The 16,265-nt window shown below is 36.0% G+C and carries 16 protein-coding genes and 1 tRNA gene; 7 read left to right on the forward strand and 10 right to left on the reverse strand.

The annotated features are described in order from the left end of the window. Window positions 1-6 precede the first annotated feature (6 nt). Entirely contained in the window at window positions 7-1,044 is a 1,038-nt protein-coding gene (locus G7082_RS01235) for a sugar-binding transcriptional regulator (RefSeq protein WP_166033362.1), read from the reverse strand. A gap of 176 nt (window positions 1,045-1,220) precedes the next feature. Then, window positions 1,221-2,561, reverse strand: coding sequence for an RNA polymerase factor sigma-54 (gene rpoN / locus G7082_RS01240; protein WP_166033363.1), 1,341 nt, complete (start codon window positions 2,559-2,561; stop codon window positions 1,221-1,223). Window positions 2,562-2,630: 69 nt separating this feature from the next. Between rpoN and G7082_RS01245 the strand changes: the two genes are divergently transcribed. From G7082_RS01245 to G7082_RS01275, 7 genes are all read left to right on the forward strand, one after another. After that, window positions 2,631-2,702, forward strand: a tRNA-Arg gene (locus tag G7082_RS01245). A gap of 84 nt (window positions 2,703-2,786) precedes the next feature. Beyond that, a complete protein-coding gene (locus tag G7082_RS01250; RefSeq protein ID WP_166033364.1) occupies window positions 2,787-2,921 on the forward strand; it encodes a teichoic acid D-Ala incorporation-associated protein DltX in 135 nt (44 codons plus the stop codon). 174 nt (window positions 2,922-3,095) lie between these two features. Further along, window positions 3,096-3,689: an ATP-dependent Clp endopeptidase proteolytic subunit ClpP gene (clpP, locus tag G7082_RS01255; protein WP_086951975.1), complete on the forward strand. Its 594-nt coding sequence runs from the start codon at window positions 3,096-3,098 to the stop codon at window positions 3,687-3,689. Between the two features lie 10 nt (window positions 3,690-3,699). Further along, entirely contained in the window at window positions 3,700-4,212 is a 513-nt protein-coding gene (locus G7082_RS01260) for a thioredoxin domain-containing protein (protein ID WP_166033365.1), read from the forward strand. Window positions 4,213-4,549: 337 nt separating this feature from the next. Further along, window positions 4,550-5,782 (forward strand): SPFH domain-containing protein, encoded by a 1,233-nt coding sequence (locus G7082_RS01265; protein WP_166033366.1) that lies wholly within the window; start codon window positions 4,550-4,552, stop codon window positions 5,780-5,782. A gap of 23 nt (window positions 5,783-5,805) precedes the next feature. Then, entirely contained in the window at window positions 5,806-6,846 is a 1,041-nt protein-coding gene (locus tag G7082_RS01270) for a TFIIB-type zinc ribbon-containing protein (RefSeq protein ID WP_166033367.1), read from the forward strand. Next, window positions 6,843-7,673, forward strand: a complete 831-nt coding sequence (locus G7082_RS01275) for a TPM domain-containing protein (protein ID WP_166033368.1) — start codon at window positions 6,843-6,845, stop codon at window positions 7,671-7,673. Before G7082_RS01270 ends, G7082_RS01275 begins: the two co-directional genes overlap by 4 nt. A 92-nt stretch (window positions 7,674-7,765) precedes the next feature. Here the strand turns inward: G7082_RS01275 and G7082_RS01280 are convergent, their stop codons facing one another. From G7082_RS01280 to G7082_RS01315, 8 genes are all read right to left on the reverse strand, one after another. Then, window positions 7,766-8,365: a DUF443 family protein gene (locus G7082_RS01280; protein ID WP_166033369.1), complete on the reverse strand. Its 600-nt coding sequence runs from the start codon at window positions 8,363-8,365 to the stop codon at window positions 7,766-7,768. Then, complete coding sequence (locus G7082_RS01285) at window positions 8,362-8,640, reverse strand: SdpI family protein (RefSeq protein ID WP_166033370.1); 279 nt, start codon at window positions 8,638-8,640, stop codon at window positions 8,362-8,364. The genes G7082_RS01280 and G7082_RS01285 overlap by 4 nt, the downstream gene beginning before the upstream one ends. A 197-nt stretch (window positions 8,641-8,837) precedes the next feature. After that, a complete protein-coding gene (locus G7082_RS01290; protein WP_166033371.1) occupies window positions 8,838-9,614 on the reverse strand; it encodes an acetoin reductase in 777 nt (258 codons plus the stop codon). Between the two features lie 28 nt (window positions 9,615-9,642). Further along, window positions 9,643-10,839 (reverse strand): dihydrolipoamide acetyltransferase family protein, encoded by a 1,197-nt coding sequence (locus G7082_RS01295; protein ID WP_166033372.1) that lies wholly within the window; start codon window positions 10,837-10,839, stop codon window positions 9,643-9,645. A 17-nt stretch (window positions 10,840-10,856) separates the two neighbouring features. Then, window positions 10,857-11,879, reverse strand: a complete 1,023-nt coding sequence (locus G7082_RS01300) for an alpha-ketoacid dehydrogenase subunit beta (RefSeq protein WP_166033373.1) — start codon at window positions 11,877-11,879, stop codon at window positions 10,857-10,859. 28 nt (window positions 11,880-11,907) lie between these two features. Next, entirely contained in the window at window positions 11,908-12,873 is a 966-nt protein-coding gene (locus tag G7082_RS01305; protein ID WP_166033374.1) for a thiamine pyrophosphate-dependent dehydrogenase E1 component subunit alpha, read from the reverse strand. A gap of 13 nt (window positions 12,874-12,886) precedes the next feature. Continuing rightward, on the reverse strand, window positions 12,887-14,224 hold the full coding sequence (gene lpdA / locus G7082_RS01310) for a dihydrolipoyl dehydrogenase (RefSeq protein WP_166033375.1): 1,338 nt from the start codon (window positions 14,222-14,224) through the stop codon (window positions 12,887-12,889). Window positions 14,225-14,411: 187 nt separating this feature from the next. After that, entirely contained in the window at window positions 14,412-16,199 is a 1,788-nt protein-coding gene (locus tag G7082_RS01315) for a sigma-54-dependent Fis family transcriptional regulator (RefSeq protein ID WP_166033376.1), read from the reverse strand. Window positions 16,200-16,265: the final 66 nt, after the last annotated feature.

A 16,265-nucleotide genomic window follows, 5' to 3' on the forward strand; every position in this document is an offset into this window, starting at 1 on the left:
TTTATTTTAAAGAGTTACCTCTTTTAAAATCTGATTAGCCACACCTTCATCGGTTATCAACCAAGTTTGTTTCGGTGCGTTTTTAATGTATGCCTCAACTGCCTTGGCTTTTGATCTACCACCAGCCACAGCTAGTACATACGGAATATGTTTCAGGTCTTTTAGTTGCAGACCAATGCGTGGAATCTTATAAACGACTTCCCCGTCTTCATCAAAGAAATAGCCAAAACTCTCAGCAACTGCTCCTTCGTTAGTTAGCATTGCTAACTCTTTTGAACCCATGCCTCGTCTTTTTGCCATGTGAAGGGCGCGTCCAATACTATGAATCACACAATTCGAATTGGAAATTAGATTAAGCACGCGTTGTACAGTTGGTTCATGAAGTAGTATCTCATAGGTTTCAGGGCTAACTTGCTCTGGCACATATAAAACTCTAAAATCGCCACCTGATTTTTCTGCCATCATGCCACTAATTGAATTAGCTTGAATATTAATCGTCTCACCCACACCGCCCCTTGCTGGAACGAATAAGTTATGACGTTTATCTGTTTCTAATTCTTGCATATTTAGTGCCACAGTTTCCATCGTGGTTCCACCCATTACTGCAATGGTGTTTTCCCCGTCTGGTAATTGAGTTGCTAAAACGTCTGATACAATCGTACCAAAACTTTCTAAAACTTTTTCTTCAAGATCACTGTCTCCAGGTACTATGATACAACGAGCAATACCTAATTGTTTAGATAATTCTCTTTCCTTAACACGTGTACCTGAATACTCAGCCATGAATTTTTCAAGGCCTTCGTAAACCTGCAATCCGTTTTTTGTTAAAGTCATACCACTCTTAGAAGCATCTATTAAGTTAAGTTGCTTTAGAAGGTCCGTTTCAGTTCGTAGTATACGCTCTGTGACATTTATTTTTTGCGCCAAGGTTCTTCGACCTACCGGCTGCATCCAATAAATATTACGCAAAATACGAAATCTCTTTTCAACTGTTTGCATCATATCCGGAGCAATTCTCTCGATCATCTCTAAATCATGAAGCATCGAGTTGACTCCTTCCGTAGGTCTTTTTTTGTCCAACGTAGACTTATTCCGACCCAACTATGGTAAAAAAATAGGTTGAATCCAAATCAAAAAACTTTTGTTTGTTTCAACCTTACGAACATATTCTAACAGTTATTAAAATAAATTTCAAGTAAAATGACGAACATTTCTCATTCTTAACGATCATAGCGCTTTCTCTTTGTTGAGGACGGGATATCTAATTCCTCACGATACTTAGCCACAGTTCTTCTTGAAATCTGAATCGTTTCTTCTAATAATAGTTCCACAATTTTTTGATCAGAAAGTGGTTTCTGCTTATTCTCTTTTGCCACAATTTGTTCAATTTTTTTCTTGATCATGTTAGTAGACAGTTCTTCCTCAGACAACTCTTGAGCTAAACCGACTGTAAAGAAAGAACGTAGCTCAAACATACCAAAGTCAGTTTCCAAGTACTTACCGTTTATACTACGACTAATAGTAGATTCATGAACCGATAAACTTGCCGCAAGTTCTTTTAACTGCATTGGCACTAAGGGACGGTTTGTGTCCAAGAAGAACCCACTCTGTCTTTTGACGATTTCCTCTGCCACTCTTAAAATAGTATTTCCTCTTTGGACAACACCTTTTTTAATCCAATCAAATTCAGCTTTTCTTTCCTTCAAGTACTGAATCACTTCCGCGTCTTCTGAGCGTTTCATTTTTTCAAAATAAGCTTGTTGGAACACAACACTTGGTGTTCCTTGCTTCGTACTCAAAACTTCCAAATTCCCTTCATGCTCTTTAACAATCACGTCTGGAATAATATAACTTTCAGGTCCTGGGTTAAATCCAGCACCAGGATACGGGCTTAATTTTTTTATGTAATCAAAAATTTCTTGAATTTCAAATAGTTCTATTTTATAAGCTTTTTGAATCAGTTGCCACTTGCGATTAGCTAACTCCTCAAAATATTCTTCTACAATAATGTAAGCCATATTAGGAGCTGTTTGATCTTTTTCAATTTGTAACATTAAGCACTCTCTTAAATCTCTCGCACCAACACCAACTGGTTCTAGCATTTGAAGCAAGGTTAACGCATCAATCATTTGAATGGTCGTTGCTTGAGTTTTTGCCACAGCTTCTTCAATGGAAATCGTCAAATAACCATTCACATCGATGTACTCAACTAAAAATAGGACTAACTGTCTTAGATAGGTATCACGATAATTTAGATGAACTTGTTGAATTAGGTGATCAAATAAAGAAACCGTCGTATCAGGCACTTCATTCAACCATTCTTTATTATCACCATCATAGTTACTTTTAACTCGGTGACTTTTAATCCCTGAATCGTACTCATCTACTTCTACCTTCACTTCCATTAATGGGTTTTCTAAGGTTTTTGTTTCTAAAAAGGCCAACAAATCTTCTGTATTATATTGAAGCATTTGAATCGATTGTCTTAATTCTTGTGTCATCGCTAGTTTTGTTGTTTGTTTCTGGCTTTGACTTTGACCGAAGTGCTGTTCAAATCTCATAAAAATCTCCTTTCCAATAACCATTTATTCTTGCTATTTTTTTATATTTTGATAAAATTGATACTATCTGCGCCCTTAGTGTAGTGGATATCACGTAAGATTCCGGTTCTTGAGACAGGGGTTCGATTCCCTTAGGGCGCGTTTTCATGATTGATTGTATCATACAAACAGTAACTTAAAAAGTACGCTGTTAGTGAGTTAAAAATAAAAAATAAAGGTGATTATGTGACTGACAAACAAAAAGAAATTTTCAAATTCATTGGTAAAACTGTAATGTACACTGGTATTCTTTTAGCGATGATTTATCTTTATGGCTATTTAAAATCAAGTGGCGGCGGCTTTATTTATAACGAATTTTAATCATTTTGACTGCTACTTTTGTGTAGCAGTTTTTTAATTCAATCGAATGGTTAATCAAAGGAAAACAGATTCTTTGACCTTTGTTGACCTAACCATTACACTTTTACTAGGTAGTTAATTTAAATTATGTTAAAATACCATTAATCAGCGTTTTAGTTTAGGAGGAATTTTTTTATGAATTTAATACCAACAGTTATCGAGCAATCTTCTCGTGGAGAGCGCGCTTACGATATTTATTCAAGACTTTTAAAAGACCGCATTATCATGTTAAGCGGACCAATCGATGATAATGTTTCAAACTCAGTGATTGCGCAACTTTTATTTTTAGATGCTCAAGACCCTGAAAAAGATATCTTTATCTACATCAACTCACCAGGTGGTAGTGTGTCAGCAGGACTTGCTATTTACGACACAATGAACTTCATTAAAGCAGATGTTCAAACCATCGTTTTAGGAATGGCAGCTTCTATGGGCTCATTCTTATTAACAGCAGGAACTAAAGGGAAACGATTTGCTTTACCAAATGCTGAAATCATGATTCACCAACCCTTAGGCGGCGCACAAGGTCAAGCAACTGAAATCGAAATTGCTGCTCGCCACATTTTAAACACTCGCGAAAGATTAAACACTATCTTAGCTGAGAACACAGGTCAACCAATTGAGGTCATCGAAAAAGACACAGACCGTGATAACTTTATGTCAGCTGAAGAAGCTAAAGCTTACGGCTTAATCGATGATGTGATGGTAAACAGTTCAAAATTAAAATAGGAGTGATCTTATGGGAATGACAGATGTTGATGTAACAAAAATTAATACAGAAACAGGCATCAAAATTGGTGATGACAACGCACCAAAAAAAATCGTAGAATTCGTTAACTTAAGATGTCCCTACTGTCGTCAGTGGTCTGATGAAAAAGAAGATTTACTACAAGAATTAGTTAATGAAGGTAAAATCCAAAGAATCATTAAATTATTTAATAAAGAAAAACCTTCACTCGCTAAAGGCAACGTGATGCACGATTTTGTTCCAAATGATGCATCAGCGATTAGTGCCATTCGATCAATCTATGAAACGCAAGATACTTGGGGCGATTTAGAAGATCACACTGAGATTGCAAATTTTGCCGAATCAACATTAAGCTTAACTCGTCAAAATAATGATGAAATCAGCCAAGAAATCGTTAAAGAGGCTGAAGAAGCTAACGTCTTCTTTATCCCAACTGTTATTGTAGACGATCAAGTCTTTGATCAAAAAATCAGTAATGAAGAATTACTTGAATTATTAAAATAGCATGATGAAAAAGGTGTTTAGCTCCAAGCAACTGGAGTGAATACTAAACAATTCACGCTTTTCGAATTGATTAGTATTTGCGAAGTTGCCGTAGGAGCTGCCTTTTGAATCTGAACTAAAATAGCATGATGAAAAAGGTGTTTAGCTCCAAGCAACTGAAGGAACTTCCTTTTGAATCTAGTCTAAAACAACATACTAAAAGCTAGAAAATCATATCATCTGATTTTCTAGCTTTTTTCGTATTTTAAATTAAGATAATACTCCTTTCGACTGATTGTCTCTTTAAACTTATCTATGGTAAAATTAACACATTCTATAACTACTAAGGAGCGATATTATGGGTTTAATTAAAGCAGCAGCAAGTTCAATCGGCGGTGGATTTGCCGACCAATGGTTAGAGGTTATCGAACCAGCAGATTTAAGCGATTCAACAGTCATGACGACTGGTGTTCTTGTTCGTAAAAACGAAAAACGTCAAGGCAATAAAAAAGGAACCTCTGATGTGATTACTGATGGTTCTGTTGTTCATGTCTATCCTAATACCATGATGCTTCTTGTTGATGGCGGAAAAATTATTGATTATACAGCTGAAGAAGGATACTACACTGTTAACAACCAATCAGCACCATCAATGTTTAATGGTGATTTGAAAAACGCCATTGCAGAATCTTTTGATCGTTTCAAATTTGGTGGTATGACACCCCAAAAACAAAAAGTTATTTATATTAATTTACAAGAAATCAGAGGCATTAAATTCGGCACTCCTAGCCCAATTAACTACTTTGATAATTTTTATAATGCTGAATTGTTCTTGAGAACTCACGGAACTTACTCAGTTAAAGTCGTTGATCCAATTCTTTTCTACTCTAATGTTTTACCTAAAAACCAAGACCATGTAGAAATTAACGAAATCAACGATCAATTCTTATCTGAATTTTTAACAGCCTTACAAACATCGATCAACCAAATGTCTGTAGCTGGTGAAAGAATTAGTTTTATTCCATCAAAAAGTATGGAATTAAGTAAGTACATGTCTTCTGTTTTAGATGAACAATGGCAAACTTTACGCGGTATGGAAGTTGTTTCTGTGGGGGTTTCTAGTATCTCTTATACAGACGACTCTAAAGAATTAATCAACATGCGTAACAAAGGTGCCATGCTTGGTGATGCTGGTATTCGTGAAGGTTTTGTTCAAGGATCAATCGCTGAAGGAATGAAAGATGCTGGTTCTAATGCTAATGGCAGTATGGCTGGATTCATGGGCATGCAAGCTGGTATGGGAGCAACCGGAAATTACTTCTCTCAAGCATCTCAAACAAACCAACAACAAATGGAGCAACAACAAGCCGCTCAACAAACACAAAACTCTGCTGATACTTGGACTTGTCCAAGTGATCAAACAGAAAATACCGGTAAATTCTGTTCTGAATGTGGTGGTTCTAAACCAGTTGCTTCAAGTGGTGGTATTCAAATGAAGTGTTCAAACTGTCATGAAGTCATTACTGTTTCAGGTCAAATGCCAAAATTCTGTCCTGAGTGTGGGCAACCTTTCCAAGGAATGCCTTTATAAATCAATGAAAGTAGGCTAACAAAATGAGTGATGTTGTTTCACATAAGTGTCCAAATTGTGATGGACCTCTACTCTTTGATCCAGAGTCACAGTCTTTTCATTGCGAGTACTGTCTAAGTGTTTTTAAAGACACAGATATTAAAGAAAATACTGAACCATCTCATATTGAAGAAGTAGCTAAAGAAACCTTTAATTTATATGCATGTCCAAGCTGCGGAGCCGAAGTCGTCACAGATGAAACCACCGCTGCAACGTATTGTTATTACTGCCATAACCCTGTTGTCTTAAAAGACAGGGTTTCTGGTGAATTTTTACCCAACGCTATTTTACCTTTTAAAGTTTCTGAAAAAGAAGCTAAGGAAAAATTCTTGCAATGGGCGAATAAAAAGAAATTCATCCCTCGTGATTTTTTCAGTAAAAAACAAATTGAAAAAATGACAGGTGTTTACTTCCCTTATTGGAATGTGGATGCTGAACTTTTTGGCGATGTCAAAGCCAAAGGAACTAAAATTGACGTTTGGCGAATTGATGAAACAGAATACACTAGAACCAGACGTTATGACATTAGAAGAAAAGGAAATGTTACCTTTAAGTCGTTATTAAAAACGGCTCTTTCTAAAAACGTTAAGCAAAACATGATTGAATCCGTGCAACCATTTAATGTGGATGATTGCCAAGCCTTTGATTCTCGTTTCTTATCTGGTTTCCAAGCAGAAAAACGAGATTTGGAATTCAATGATATTAAAGAATCTGTTAATCAAGAACTAGATCAGTACACAGAGAGTTTACTCGTCAATGATATCTCTGGTTACGGCATGATTGATAGTTCTCGTTGTCAAACACAATTATTAAATCAGTCCAATCAATATTACTTACTACCACTTTGGATTGTGACATACAAAGGTCACGATAGTGAGGAACCTTACTACTTTGCGATGAATGGTGTCTCTGGTAAAACAAGTGGTATCTTACCAGTTAACAAAACAAAATTAATTGGGACGTCTGCTATCATCGGTGCGGTTGTTAGTGGAATCGTCTTATTAGGGGGGTATTTATTATTTTGAACATAAAAAAAAGTAGCTACCTACTCTCATTTATTATGTTAGGTTTATTCTTTATCTTACCCATTTTTGGAATACAGGCTAACGCAGCTGAAAAAAATGTCTACGATGAAGCAAAACTATTCACTAACGAAGATGTTCAACAATTTGAAAAACAAATTAAAGACATCAAAGAAACGTATAAGTCAGAAATCGTCATTGTAACAACTAACTCAACAAATGGTAAAACACCAGAAGCTTTTGCGGATGATTTTTATAGAGAAGGCGGATTTGGTGTGGGTGAGACTCATGACGGGATGCTTTTTCTAATTGATATGGGAAATCGTAAATACCATGTCTCAACGATGGGAAATACGATCGCTGTGGTTAATAATAAACGAATAGAACGACTCAAAATAGCCATTGAGGAAGATTTAAAAGATGGCGATAACGTTGGGGCAGTTAACACCTTCTTTAAGAAAACAACTTCTTATCTAAAAGAAGGTCCTGCCAAAGGCTATGTTTACAATGAAAAAACAGGCAAAGTAGACAAGCAAAAATACATGTCTCCCTTAAAAATTGTGATTGCTTTAGTCAGCGGAATCGCTGCAAGTGTTGCCTTTTACATTAGCGTTTATTCTAAGTACAAATTAAAACGTTCAAGCTATAGTTATCCATACAGTGCTATGAGTACAGTGGATATTACCCATGCTGATGCTGTTAAAACTGCGGATTTTGTCACAACTAGACACATTCCAAAACCATCTAACAATAATGGCGGCGGCGGTGGTTCTGATACTCATTTTGACAGTGGTGGATCAAGTCACGGTGGCGGTGGCGGAAGCTTCTAAAAAGAAATAAAGCAGATGACTCTTCTAACTTAACAGTTAGGATTGTCATCTGTTTTTTTATTTTCTAAAATTAAGATTCTTGGTATCCATCCTCATCTAATAGTTATCTGATAAGTGTATGGTGATAGATAATAACGATTTTGATAGCTAATCACTGCTAATAATAAAAAGTAAATAATTAGTATGATACTATCAAAACTAATCGCAAAATATGCTATCGCAATAAACATAAGATAACTAGCTACCAAACGCCCTATCGCTTGTTTTCTATAGTTACTTGAAAGTTCTGTTAAGCTTAAGTATTGATTTTGATTAGTTAGTTTAAGATGCTGATTTAACTTATTGAATTGTTGAGAGCTTTGAAGTAATCTAAAAAAAATAAAACCGATTGTTCCTATAATTAGAAAAAGAAAAGTTAACTGATTATCTAGAACAGAATTTTTGAACACTTCATAAATGACTTTACCTAAAATCATTCCTAAAAAACCGAGTAAATATGTTGATTTAGTTTGTCTTATATTAACCAGGTGATGATACTCTTTCTCTGAAATTTTGTACACTTTGAGCGGATACATCCAAACTAAATAAGGCAAAAGATAAGACTTAGTACTTGTCTCCATATCAACTAAATAATACTGACTATCGTACTCCATCAATTTATACCGTCTCATTTTTGTTTCTGAAAGATTCATCGACTCTTTTTCCTTTTCAATATCAGTAAAGAAATCAAATCAGTCGTCATAATCGCAACAATTAATAAGATAATCAATAGTTTTAAATTTCCATTAATAAAGTAAATCAAGCCCGAAATAAATAAGTATAAACCAAAAATTTGATTGGTAATTTTCCACGACTCCTGTTTTTTCATATAATATAAAGCCCCACGGTAACCAATCATTGGATAATATCTAGGCGCTAATAATAAACAATATAACCCTAACAACATAATAACGATTGATAAAATCATAGTAAACCTCTTTCTATCCACTTGTGAATATTTTCTTTATTTGATTATACCATACTACACACCTTTGATATCTCACATAAAAAAAGAACTTCTCACTAAGTATAATCTTAGCAAGAAATCCTTTTTCATGGAAATTATAACAGCAACGCCGTTTTCATCACCTTTTTTATGATTTAAAAGTATATTATTTTTATTTTTTAACGATAAACTAATCCACCATCGGTTAAGATAGCTTGACCTGTTATATAATCAGAGTCGCTTGATGCCAAGAATGACACAAGGTTACCCACATCTTCTGGTAATTGGTAGCGACCTAAAGCAATACCTGCTGAATATTGCTCAAAAGCCTCACCTGGTTGTAATTTGCCGTGACTGTGTCGAACCATCTCTGCATCAATATGATCCCACATTTTTGTCTTCGCAATTCCTGGACAATAAGCATTCACCGTAATTTGATGTTGTGCCAATTCTTTTGCTGCTGAGTGAGTAAATGATTTAACAGCATGTTTTGAAGCTGAATATGAGCCAAGCATTTCAAATGATTCATGCCCTGCAATACTACACGCATTAATCACTTTACCTTTTGTCCCTTGTTTAATAAATTGTTTGGCTGCTGCTTGGGTACCAAACACAACGCCATTGACATTAATTTGGAACACTCGGTTTAACTCTTGTTCTGTAATTTCCAGAATAGGTGTCACGGCATCAATGCCTGCATTGTTGATTAAGACATCCAAATGACCATATTTTTCAACAGCCTTTTCAACTAAGCTTTCTTGATCTGCCTGATTTGATACATCTCCCACAACTCCAAAAACATCCATTCCTTGATTTTGTAAAGTTGTAACTGTTTGATTCAAGTTTTCCTCATTAATATCGTGTAAAACAACTTTGAATCCATCTCTTACTAAGCGCTCGGCAATTCCTAAACCTAAACCACCTGCTGATCCTGTAACAATTGCGACTTTTGACATGTTAGCATCTCCAATATATAAAATTTATTTAAACAACAAGCAGATAAGGATTTTCTAGATAATAAACAATTCTTCCTAAAAATTCTGCTGCTGGTGATCCGTCTACAACTTGATGATCGAAAGTTAAACTCAACGGTAACTCTTCGATTTCTTGAATTTCTTTCTCTTCATTGAAAACAAGTTTTGATGTGGTATTTCCAACACCTAAAATCCCAATTTCTGGGGTATTTAAAATCGGTGTGAAATACTCAATTCCTGCACTCCCTAAGTTTGTAATAGTAAATGTTGAACCACTATATAAATCTCCTGGTAACGTGCCATCAATCGCTTGTGACGTAACTTCTACAAATTTTTCGCCAATTTGACTAAGAGATTTTGTATCGACTTGCTTAATAACTGGAACCACTAACCCATCATCCACAGCCACAGCAATTCCCATATGAACCTCATCATGTCTCAAGTATTCAGAACCATCATATGACGCATTCATTTCTGGTAAATCTTTAAGTGCCAAACTAACTGCTTTAATTAATAGAGTATTAATACTTAAGGCACTGCGGCTTAAATTAGGACCTGCTTTAACTTTCAATTCTTTTCTAAAAGCAAGTAAGTTAGTAATATTAGCTTTTCGATGTAGAGTTAGTTGGGCTGTTTGATGTAAGCTATTGTGCATTCTTTGAGCAATGACTTTACGCATACCTTCTAACCCTTCACCAATGTTTTGAGAGACTGGACTACCTTGAGTTTGCGGAATATGTCTTTCTACATCTCTCTTAGTAATTCGGTTATTACCACCAGTTCCGACGATATCTTCTAGTGCGTACCCTTTTTCTTCTGTCATTTTTCTAGCTAAAGGCGTTACAAATATTCTTTCACCAGCATTTCTTTTTGCTACTGGTGCCTCTTGTTTCACTGGTGCTGTTTCGACTGTTTCAGAAACTTCCACTTCTTCAACAACAGACTTCTCACCACTTGGAACTTCTTCACCTTCGTTTCCAACATAGCCAATCACACCTTGGCAAATCATCTCACCACCGTTATCCACAGTAATTGCTAGTAATACACCATCTGTCGGTGCTTCTACATCATGAGTTAATTTTTCTGAACTAATTGATACAACTGGTTCACCTTTTGTGATTGTATCTCCCACTTGTTTGTACCATTGATCCACAGTTCCTTCTGTCATTGTTAAGCCTAATGTAGGCATTAATAATGCTTCTGCCATTTTTCTCACCTACCCTTTTATTTTAAATCCTCAATCAATTCTTTCGCTTGTTCTAAAACTTTGTCTTTATTTGGTAAATAAAGTGCCTCTAAATTACTTGCAAATGGAACTGGCGTATTTGGTGCACAGATACATTTCACAGGACCATCTAAATAATCAAATGCTTTATCCCCAACCACAGATGCGATATCTGTCGCTGTATTATTGTGAGGATTGGCTTCATCGATCACGATTAAGCGACCAGTTTTCTTCACTGAATTAAGAACTGTTTCTTGATCCCAGGGTGCTACTGTAATTAAATCAATCACTTCCACTGAAACCCCTGATTTTTCTAATTCTTCTGCAACTTCTAACGCCACATAAAGCATTTTTCCGATTGTTACAATCGTTAAATCTTTACCCTCACGTTTAACTTTTGCTTTACCTATTTCAACTTTATAATATTCTTCTGGCACTTCGTCTTTCAATCCATAAAGTGTTTTATCTTCTGAAAAAATGACAATATTATCATCTTCAATTGCTGAAAGTAGTAATCCCTTAGCGTCATAAGGATTAGAAGGTACAACTACTTTTAAACCAGGAATAGAGCCAAACATCCCGTAATAAGAACCTGAATGTTGCGCTGCCGCTGAAGCACCTGCACCGTGACATGTTCTTACAGTCATTGGAATGGTCGCTTTTCCACCAAACATGTAACGCATTTTAGATCCTTGCGCTAATAAGGTATCAAAACAGAAACCTAAAAAGTCATTAAACATTAATTCTGGCACTGGACGTAAACCAGTTGCAGCCGCACCAACTGCCGCTCCCATATAACCCATTTCAGAAATTGGTGTATCAATCACGCGCTCATAACCATGTTTTTCCACTAAGCCTTTAGTCACACCAAACACGCCACCAAAAGCGCCTTCTCCGTTCAAATGCTCGATCCCAGTTCCTCCTGCTAAGTCTTCACCTAACAAAATGACACGATCATCTTTATCCATTGCCATATCTAAACCTTCATTAACTGCTTGCATAAATGTTATTCTTCTACTCATTTTTGTCACTCCTCATCTTGATTTTCAATTAAATCGATACATCTTCATATAGACATTCTGGATTTGGTAACTCACTTTCTCTAGCAAAAAGAATAGCGGCTGCCACATCTTTTTCAGATTGTCCTTCAATATCATCTGCCACTTTAGCTGATAACCATTTATTTTTAATCGCTACTTCTCTAAAGACTGGAATATTATCAATATCAGCAAATTCTTTTTCTTTGCCTTCTTTTGATTTATATTTTTGTTCGTCCCCTTCAAAGTGACCGTAATTACGATACGTCACACATTCTAAAATAGTTGGACCTTTTCCGCTTCTAGCACGGTCAATCGCTTCACCTGCTGCATCATAAACGGCAACTAAATCTTTTCCGTCTACACGTACGCCAGGAATACCATAAGCCGCACTTCTTTCAGCAATCGTTTTTGAACCTGATGCATATTCCACAGCTGAAGCTTCACCAAAGGCATTGTTCTCACAAACAAACACCACTGGTAAATCCCAAATAGCAGCCATATTAATACTTTCATGGAATGTTCCTTCATTTGAGGCACCATCACCAAAGAAACAAATCGCTACGTCATCAGTTTTTAAATATTTATTACGTAAAGCAGCTCCAACAGCGATTGGGAAACCACCACCAACCATACCGTTTGCCCCTAGCATTCCTTTATCGATATCAGCAATATGCATTGAGCCGCCTTTACCTTTACAAAGTCCTGTTGCTTTACCAAAAATTTCTGCCATCATTCCGTTTAAATCACAGCCCTTAGCGATACAGTGACCGTGACCACGGTGAGTACTTGTGATGTAATCTTTATCTGTTAAGTGAGCACAAACCCCTGTTGCGACTGCTTCTTCCCCTGCATATAAATGGACGAATCCTGGAATTTCTCCTTTAGTAAAAATCCCGTGAACCTCATCTTCAAAATTTCGGATATCATTCATTGTTTTATAAATCCACTCTGCTTGTTGCTTTGTCATTTTTTCCATTATGTATTCCTCCTTAGAAAATCATTTGGCTACCCAGTTCACCAATCATTTCTGAAAGGGTTGGATGAGCAAATGTCATTTTTTCAATTTCTTCTAAACGTCCCTCTGATTCTTTAACGGCTAGAATGGTGTGAATCATCTCTGTTGCATTACTTCCAACAATGACAGCACCTAATATTTCATGGTATTTTTTGTCAGCTATCACCTTAATAAAGCCTGTGGTTTCATTTCCTGCAATCGCTCGACCATTAGCTGAATAAGGCGTTTTTGAAACTAATACATCAAAACCTTTTTCTTTGGCTTCCACTTCACTTAAACCAAAACTAGCAATTTCTGGATGAGTATAGACACACCTTGGAACTTGCTCATTTTTAAGTGGGGCTTCTTTTTCACCAAACATATGTCGGACAGCTTTTGTCCCTTCTTTACTAGCTGCATGAGCCAACATATACCCATCGATAATATCCCCAACAGCGTAAACATTAGGTACTGATGTTTGATACTGACGATTGGTTTTTATAAATTTTTTATTTTCTGATTTTTCAAGATTCAAGTTTTCTGCCAAGTCTAAGTTTCCCTTACGACCAGTCACAACAAGTAACTCATCAAAAGAAATCTCTTGATCTGCTAAAATAACTTTCTTAGCTTCAACATCTTTTATCGTTGCTCCTTCAATCACTTGAACCTTCATTTTATTTAATTGATTTTTGATGATTTGCGTTGCTTCTAAATCTTCTGTCATTAAAATACTTGGGGCGACTTCGATAATCGTAACTTTTGTCCCAAGAGGTGCCATGGCAAAGGCTAACTCTACCCCAATCACACCACCACCAATAATCACTAATTCTTTTGGTAACTCCTTTAAATCAAAGAAGGTGTCCGTTGTTAGATACTTGCTATTTTCAATCCCATTAATTGGTGGAACAAAAGGATGACTTCCTGTTGCAAGCAGTAGATAATCACTCTCTAATAACTCATTGTTAACACGTATTTCATGTGATGATTGAATACTCGCTTCCCCTTCATAGTAATCAATGTTGTTTTGCTTAAATAAATAGTGGATTCCTTGTTGAAGTTGACTCACAACCCCATTTTTTCGCTCCACTAATTTGGTGTAATCAATGTCCCCTAATTCATTGGAAATTCCAAAACGGTTTGCTTCCTTTAACTCTTCCACCCAACTTGCATGTTTCAAGTAGGCTTTTGAGGGAATACAACCAACATTTAAACAAGTACCTCCGATTTTTTCTTTTTCAATGACTGCCACTTTTTGACCCAACTTCGCCGCTTCAACCGCCGCAACATAGCCACCGGGACCTGCACCAATCACAATCAGATTGTACTTCTTCATAACATCACCTTCCTTATTTTCTACTACACCTTACTAATAGCAAATTCCGTGCCAACTTAGAAAACGCTTTAAATAAAACTTTATTGTTCTCTAAAACGTCCCATGAGACAAAACAACTAGGACGATGTTGCAACAAAAAAGCCATCAAACACTTTTTAGGTGCTTGATGACTTCTCTATTGCTAGTTTCATTTCTTAGTTATATCAATTTGATACTTATCTATTTTTCGGTAAAGGGTGCTACGTGCCATGTTTAGTAATTCAGCAGTTTTCGTTAAATGATAATCAGTCTCCTGTAAGGTATGAATAATCTCTGATCGCTCATCCAACGCATTATCTAATTTAGGGATTATCTTGATTGACCCAATGGAAATAAGATTTACTAATTCCTCATGTGTGGGTTCTTTTTTAGGAAAATAAAGATACAACCTCTCTAGAAAATTTTGAAATTCTCGAATATTTCCTTGCCACTCATATTCTTTTCCTATTTGGCTGATTTTATTTTGCCAAGAAGGTTGCCATTTCTTATTCTGACAAAAGACATCCACAAGGGTTGAGAAATCTTCTTGTCTCTCTCTTAAAGAAGGTAAATTTAGTGGAATCACATACAAACGATAAAATAAATCCTCTCGAAACTCTCCTTGTTTAACAAGTTCTTTCAAGTCCTTGTTACTCGCTGTGACTAGTCTAAAATCAACACTGAGTTCTTTACCGCTGCCAATCGGTGTAATTTTTTTCTCTTCTAACGCACGAAGTAAAGCAACTTGCATTCGTTTTGACATACTATCGATTTCATCTAAAAATAAAGTTCCTTGATTCGCTTGTTCTATTTTCCCTTTATATCCTGACTGATTGGCACCTGTAAAGGAACCCGCCACATAACCAAATAACTCACTCTCAAGTAAACTTTCACTTAGCGCCCCACAGTTAACAGAAACCAGTTTGCCGAATTGGCGACTGCTATTGTAGTGAATCGTCTTAGCGGAAACTTCTTTACCACTTCCCGTTTCTCCGTAAACATGAATCGGCAACTCTGATTTAGCAGCCTGTGACAATTGGTTTAAAAATTTTTGATATTCTTTATTTTTAGAAGTAATACCAAAACTTACAAAAGAAGGCTCGACTTGACCTTTCTCTAATTTGTAACGGAAACCAATTAGCTCCTTATTTTGATACAGCTTTTCCTTTTTAAACGGAGTCGCTTCAACTTTCATCAATTCAGTAATTAACTCGCCTTGATTTTCCTGATATTGCTCTTGATAATCCTCAGATACCGACAATATTTTCCCATCAAGGCCCACAAGTAAAGACTGCTTAAAAGGAGAATCCAATACCTCTAATAGCTGCTCTTTTTTTACTTTAATTTCTTGTTCAATCACTCGTTGTTGAACATTTTTGGCAATCATTTTTAAGGCAAACAACGTATAATTCACTTCACTAGCTGTTTCCATAGTTGAGACATTTAAGCAAGCAATGACTTCATTGTTTCCATTAAATATGGGGGTTGAACTACAGGTAAAAGGGTGTGAGGCTTCTGAAAAATGTTGAAATCTCTCTACAGTCACACTTTGTAGCGTTCTTAAAGCAATCCCAATCGCATTGGTTCCCACTGCTTTTTCTGTCCAAACGCTCCCTTCAGAAAATTGGATGTTATTGGCTAAATCTCTCGTTTCTGAATGACCCTCTCGCCAAAGAATGGTTCCCTTACTATCAGTTAAAATAAATAATGGTTTCTTAATATAAAAAAATTCACTTAGACGTTTAATTTCCTTTTTGACCGTTTGGATTAAAAATGATAACTCTTTCATTTGGATGGCTAGTTCCACATCAGGTATTCTTTCAATCCCTTGTCTAGAAAAAGGATTAACCGAATTATCTGAACAGTATTTCCAGGACTCAATAATATATTCTGGTAACAGCGTTTGATTGACTTCATTTGATTGAACATAGCTTTGCCACAAATCTTTGGTATTCAATAGCGCCACTCACCCTTCCTTAGTTAAAGTAAGTATATCACTATTTCACAAATTTGAATAACAATG

The organism is Vagococcus hydrophili (assembly GCF_011304195.1).
Classification (GTDB): Bacteria; Bacillota; Bacilli; order Lactobacillales; family Vagococcaceae; genus Vagococcus; species Vagococcus hydrophili.

Excerpts from the sequence above, each read along its gene's own strand:
- G7082_RS01280 (WP_166033369.1), bottom strand. The coding sequence starts at position 8,365 with ATGAATCTTTCAGAAACAAAAATGAGACGGTATAAATTGATGGAGTAC.
- G7082_RS01285 (WP_166033370.1), bottom strand. The coding sequence starts at position 8,640 with ATGATTTTATCAATCGTTATTATGTTGTTAGGGTTATATTGTTTATTA.
- G7082_RS01260 (WP_166033365.1), top strand. The coding sequence starts at position 3,700 with ATGGGAATGACAGATGTTGATGTAACAAAAATTAATACAGAAACAGGC.
- lpdA (WP_166033375.1), bottom strand. The coding sequence starts at position 14,224 with ATGAAGAAGTACAATCTGATTGTGATTGGTGCAGGTCCCGGTGGCTAT.
- clpP (WP_086951975.1), top strand. The coding sequence starts at position 3,096 with ATGAATTTAATACCAACAGTTATCGAGCAATCTTCTCGTGGAGAGCGC.
- G7082_RS01305 (WP_166033374.1), bottom strand. The coding sequence starts at position 12,873 with ATGGAAAAAATGACAAAGCAACAAGCAGAGTGGATTTATAAAACAATG.
- G7082_RS01235 (WP_166033362.1), bottom strand. The coding sequence starts at position 1,044 with ATGCTTCATGATTTAGAGATGATCGAGAGAATTGCTCCGGATATGATG.
- G7082_RS01295 (WP_166033372.1), bottom strand. The coding sequence starts at position 10,839 with ATGGCAGAAGCATTATTAATGCCTACATTAGGCTTAACAATGACAGAA.
- G7082_RS01290 (WP_166033371.1), bottom strand. The coding sequence starts at position 9,614 with ATGTCAAAAGTCGCAATTGTTACAGGATCAGCAGGTGGTTTAGGTTTA.
- rpoN (WP_166033363.1), bottom strand. The coding sequence starts at position 2,561 with ATGAGATTTGAACAGCACTTCGGTCAAAGTCAAAGCCAGAAACAAACA.
- G7082_RS01265 (WP_166033366.1), top strand. The coding sequence starts at position 4,550 with ATGGGTTTAATTAAAGCAGCAGCAAGTTCAATCGGCGGTGGATTTGCC.
- G7082_RS01300 (WP_166033373.1), bottom strand. The coding sequence starts at position 11,879 with ATGAGTAGAAGAATAACATTTATGCAAGCAGTTAATGAAGGTTTAGAT.
- G7082_RS01270 (WP_166033367.1), top strand. The coding sequence starts at position 5,806 with ATGAGTGATGTTGTTTCACATAAGTGTCCAAATTGTGATGGACCTCTA.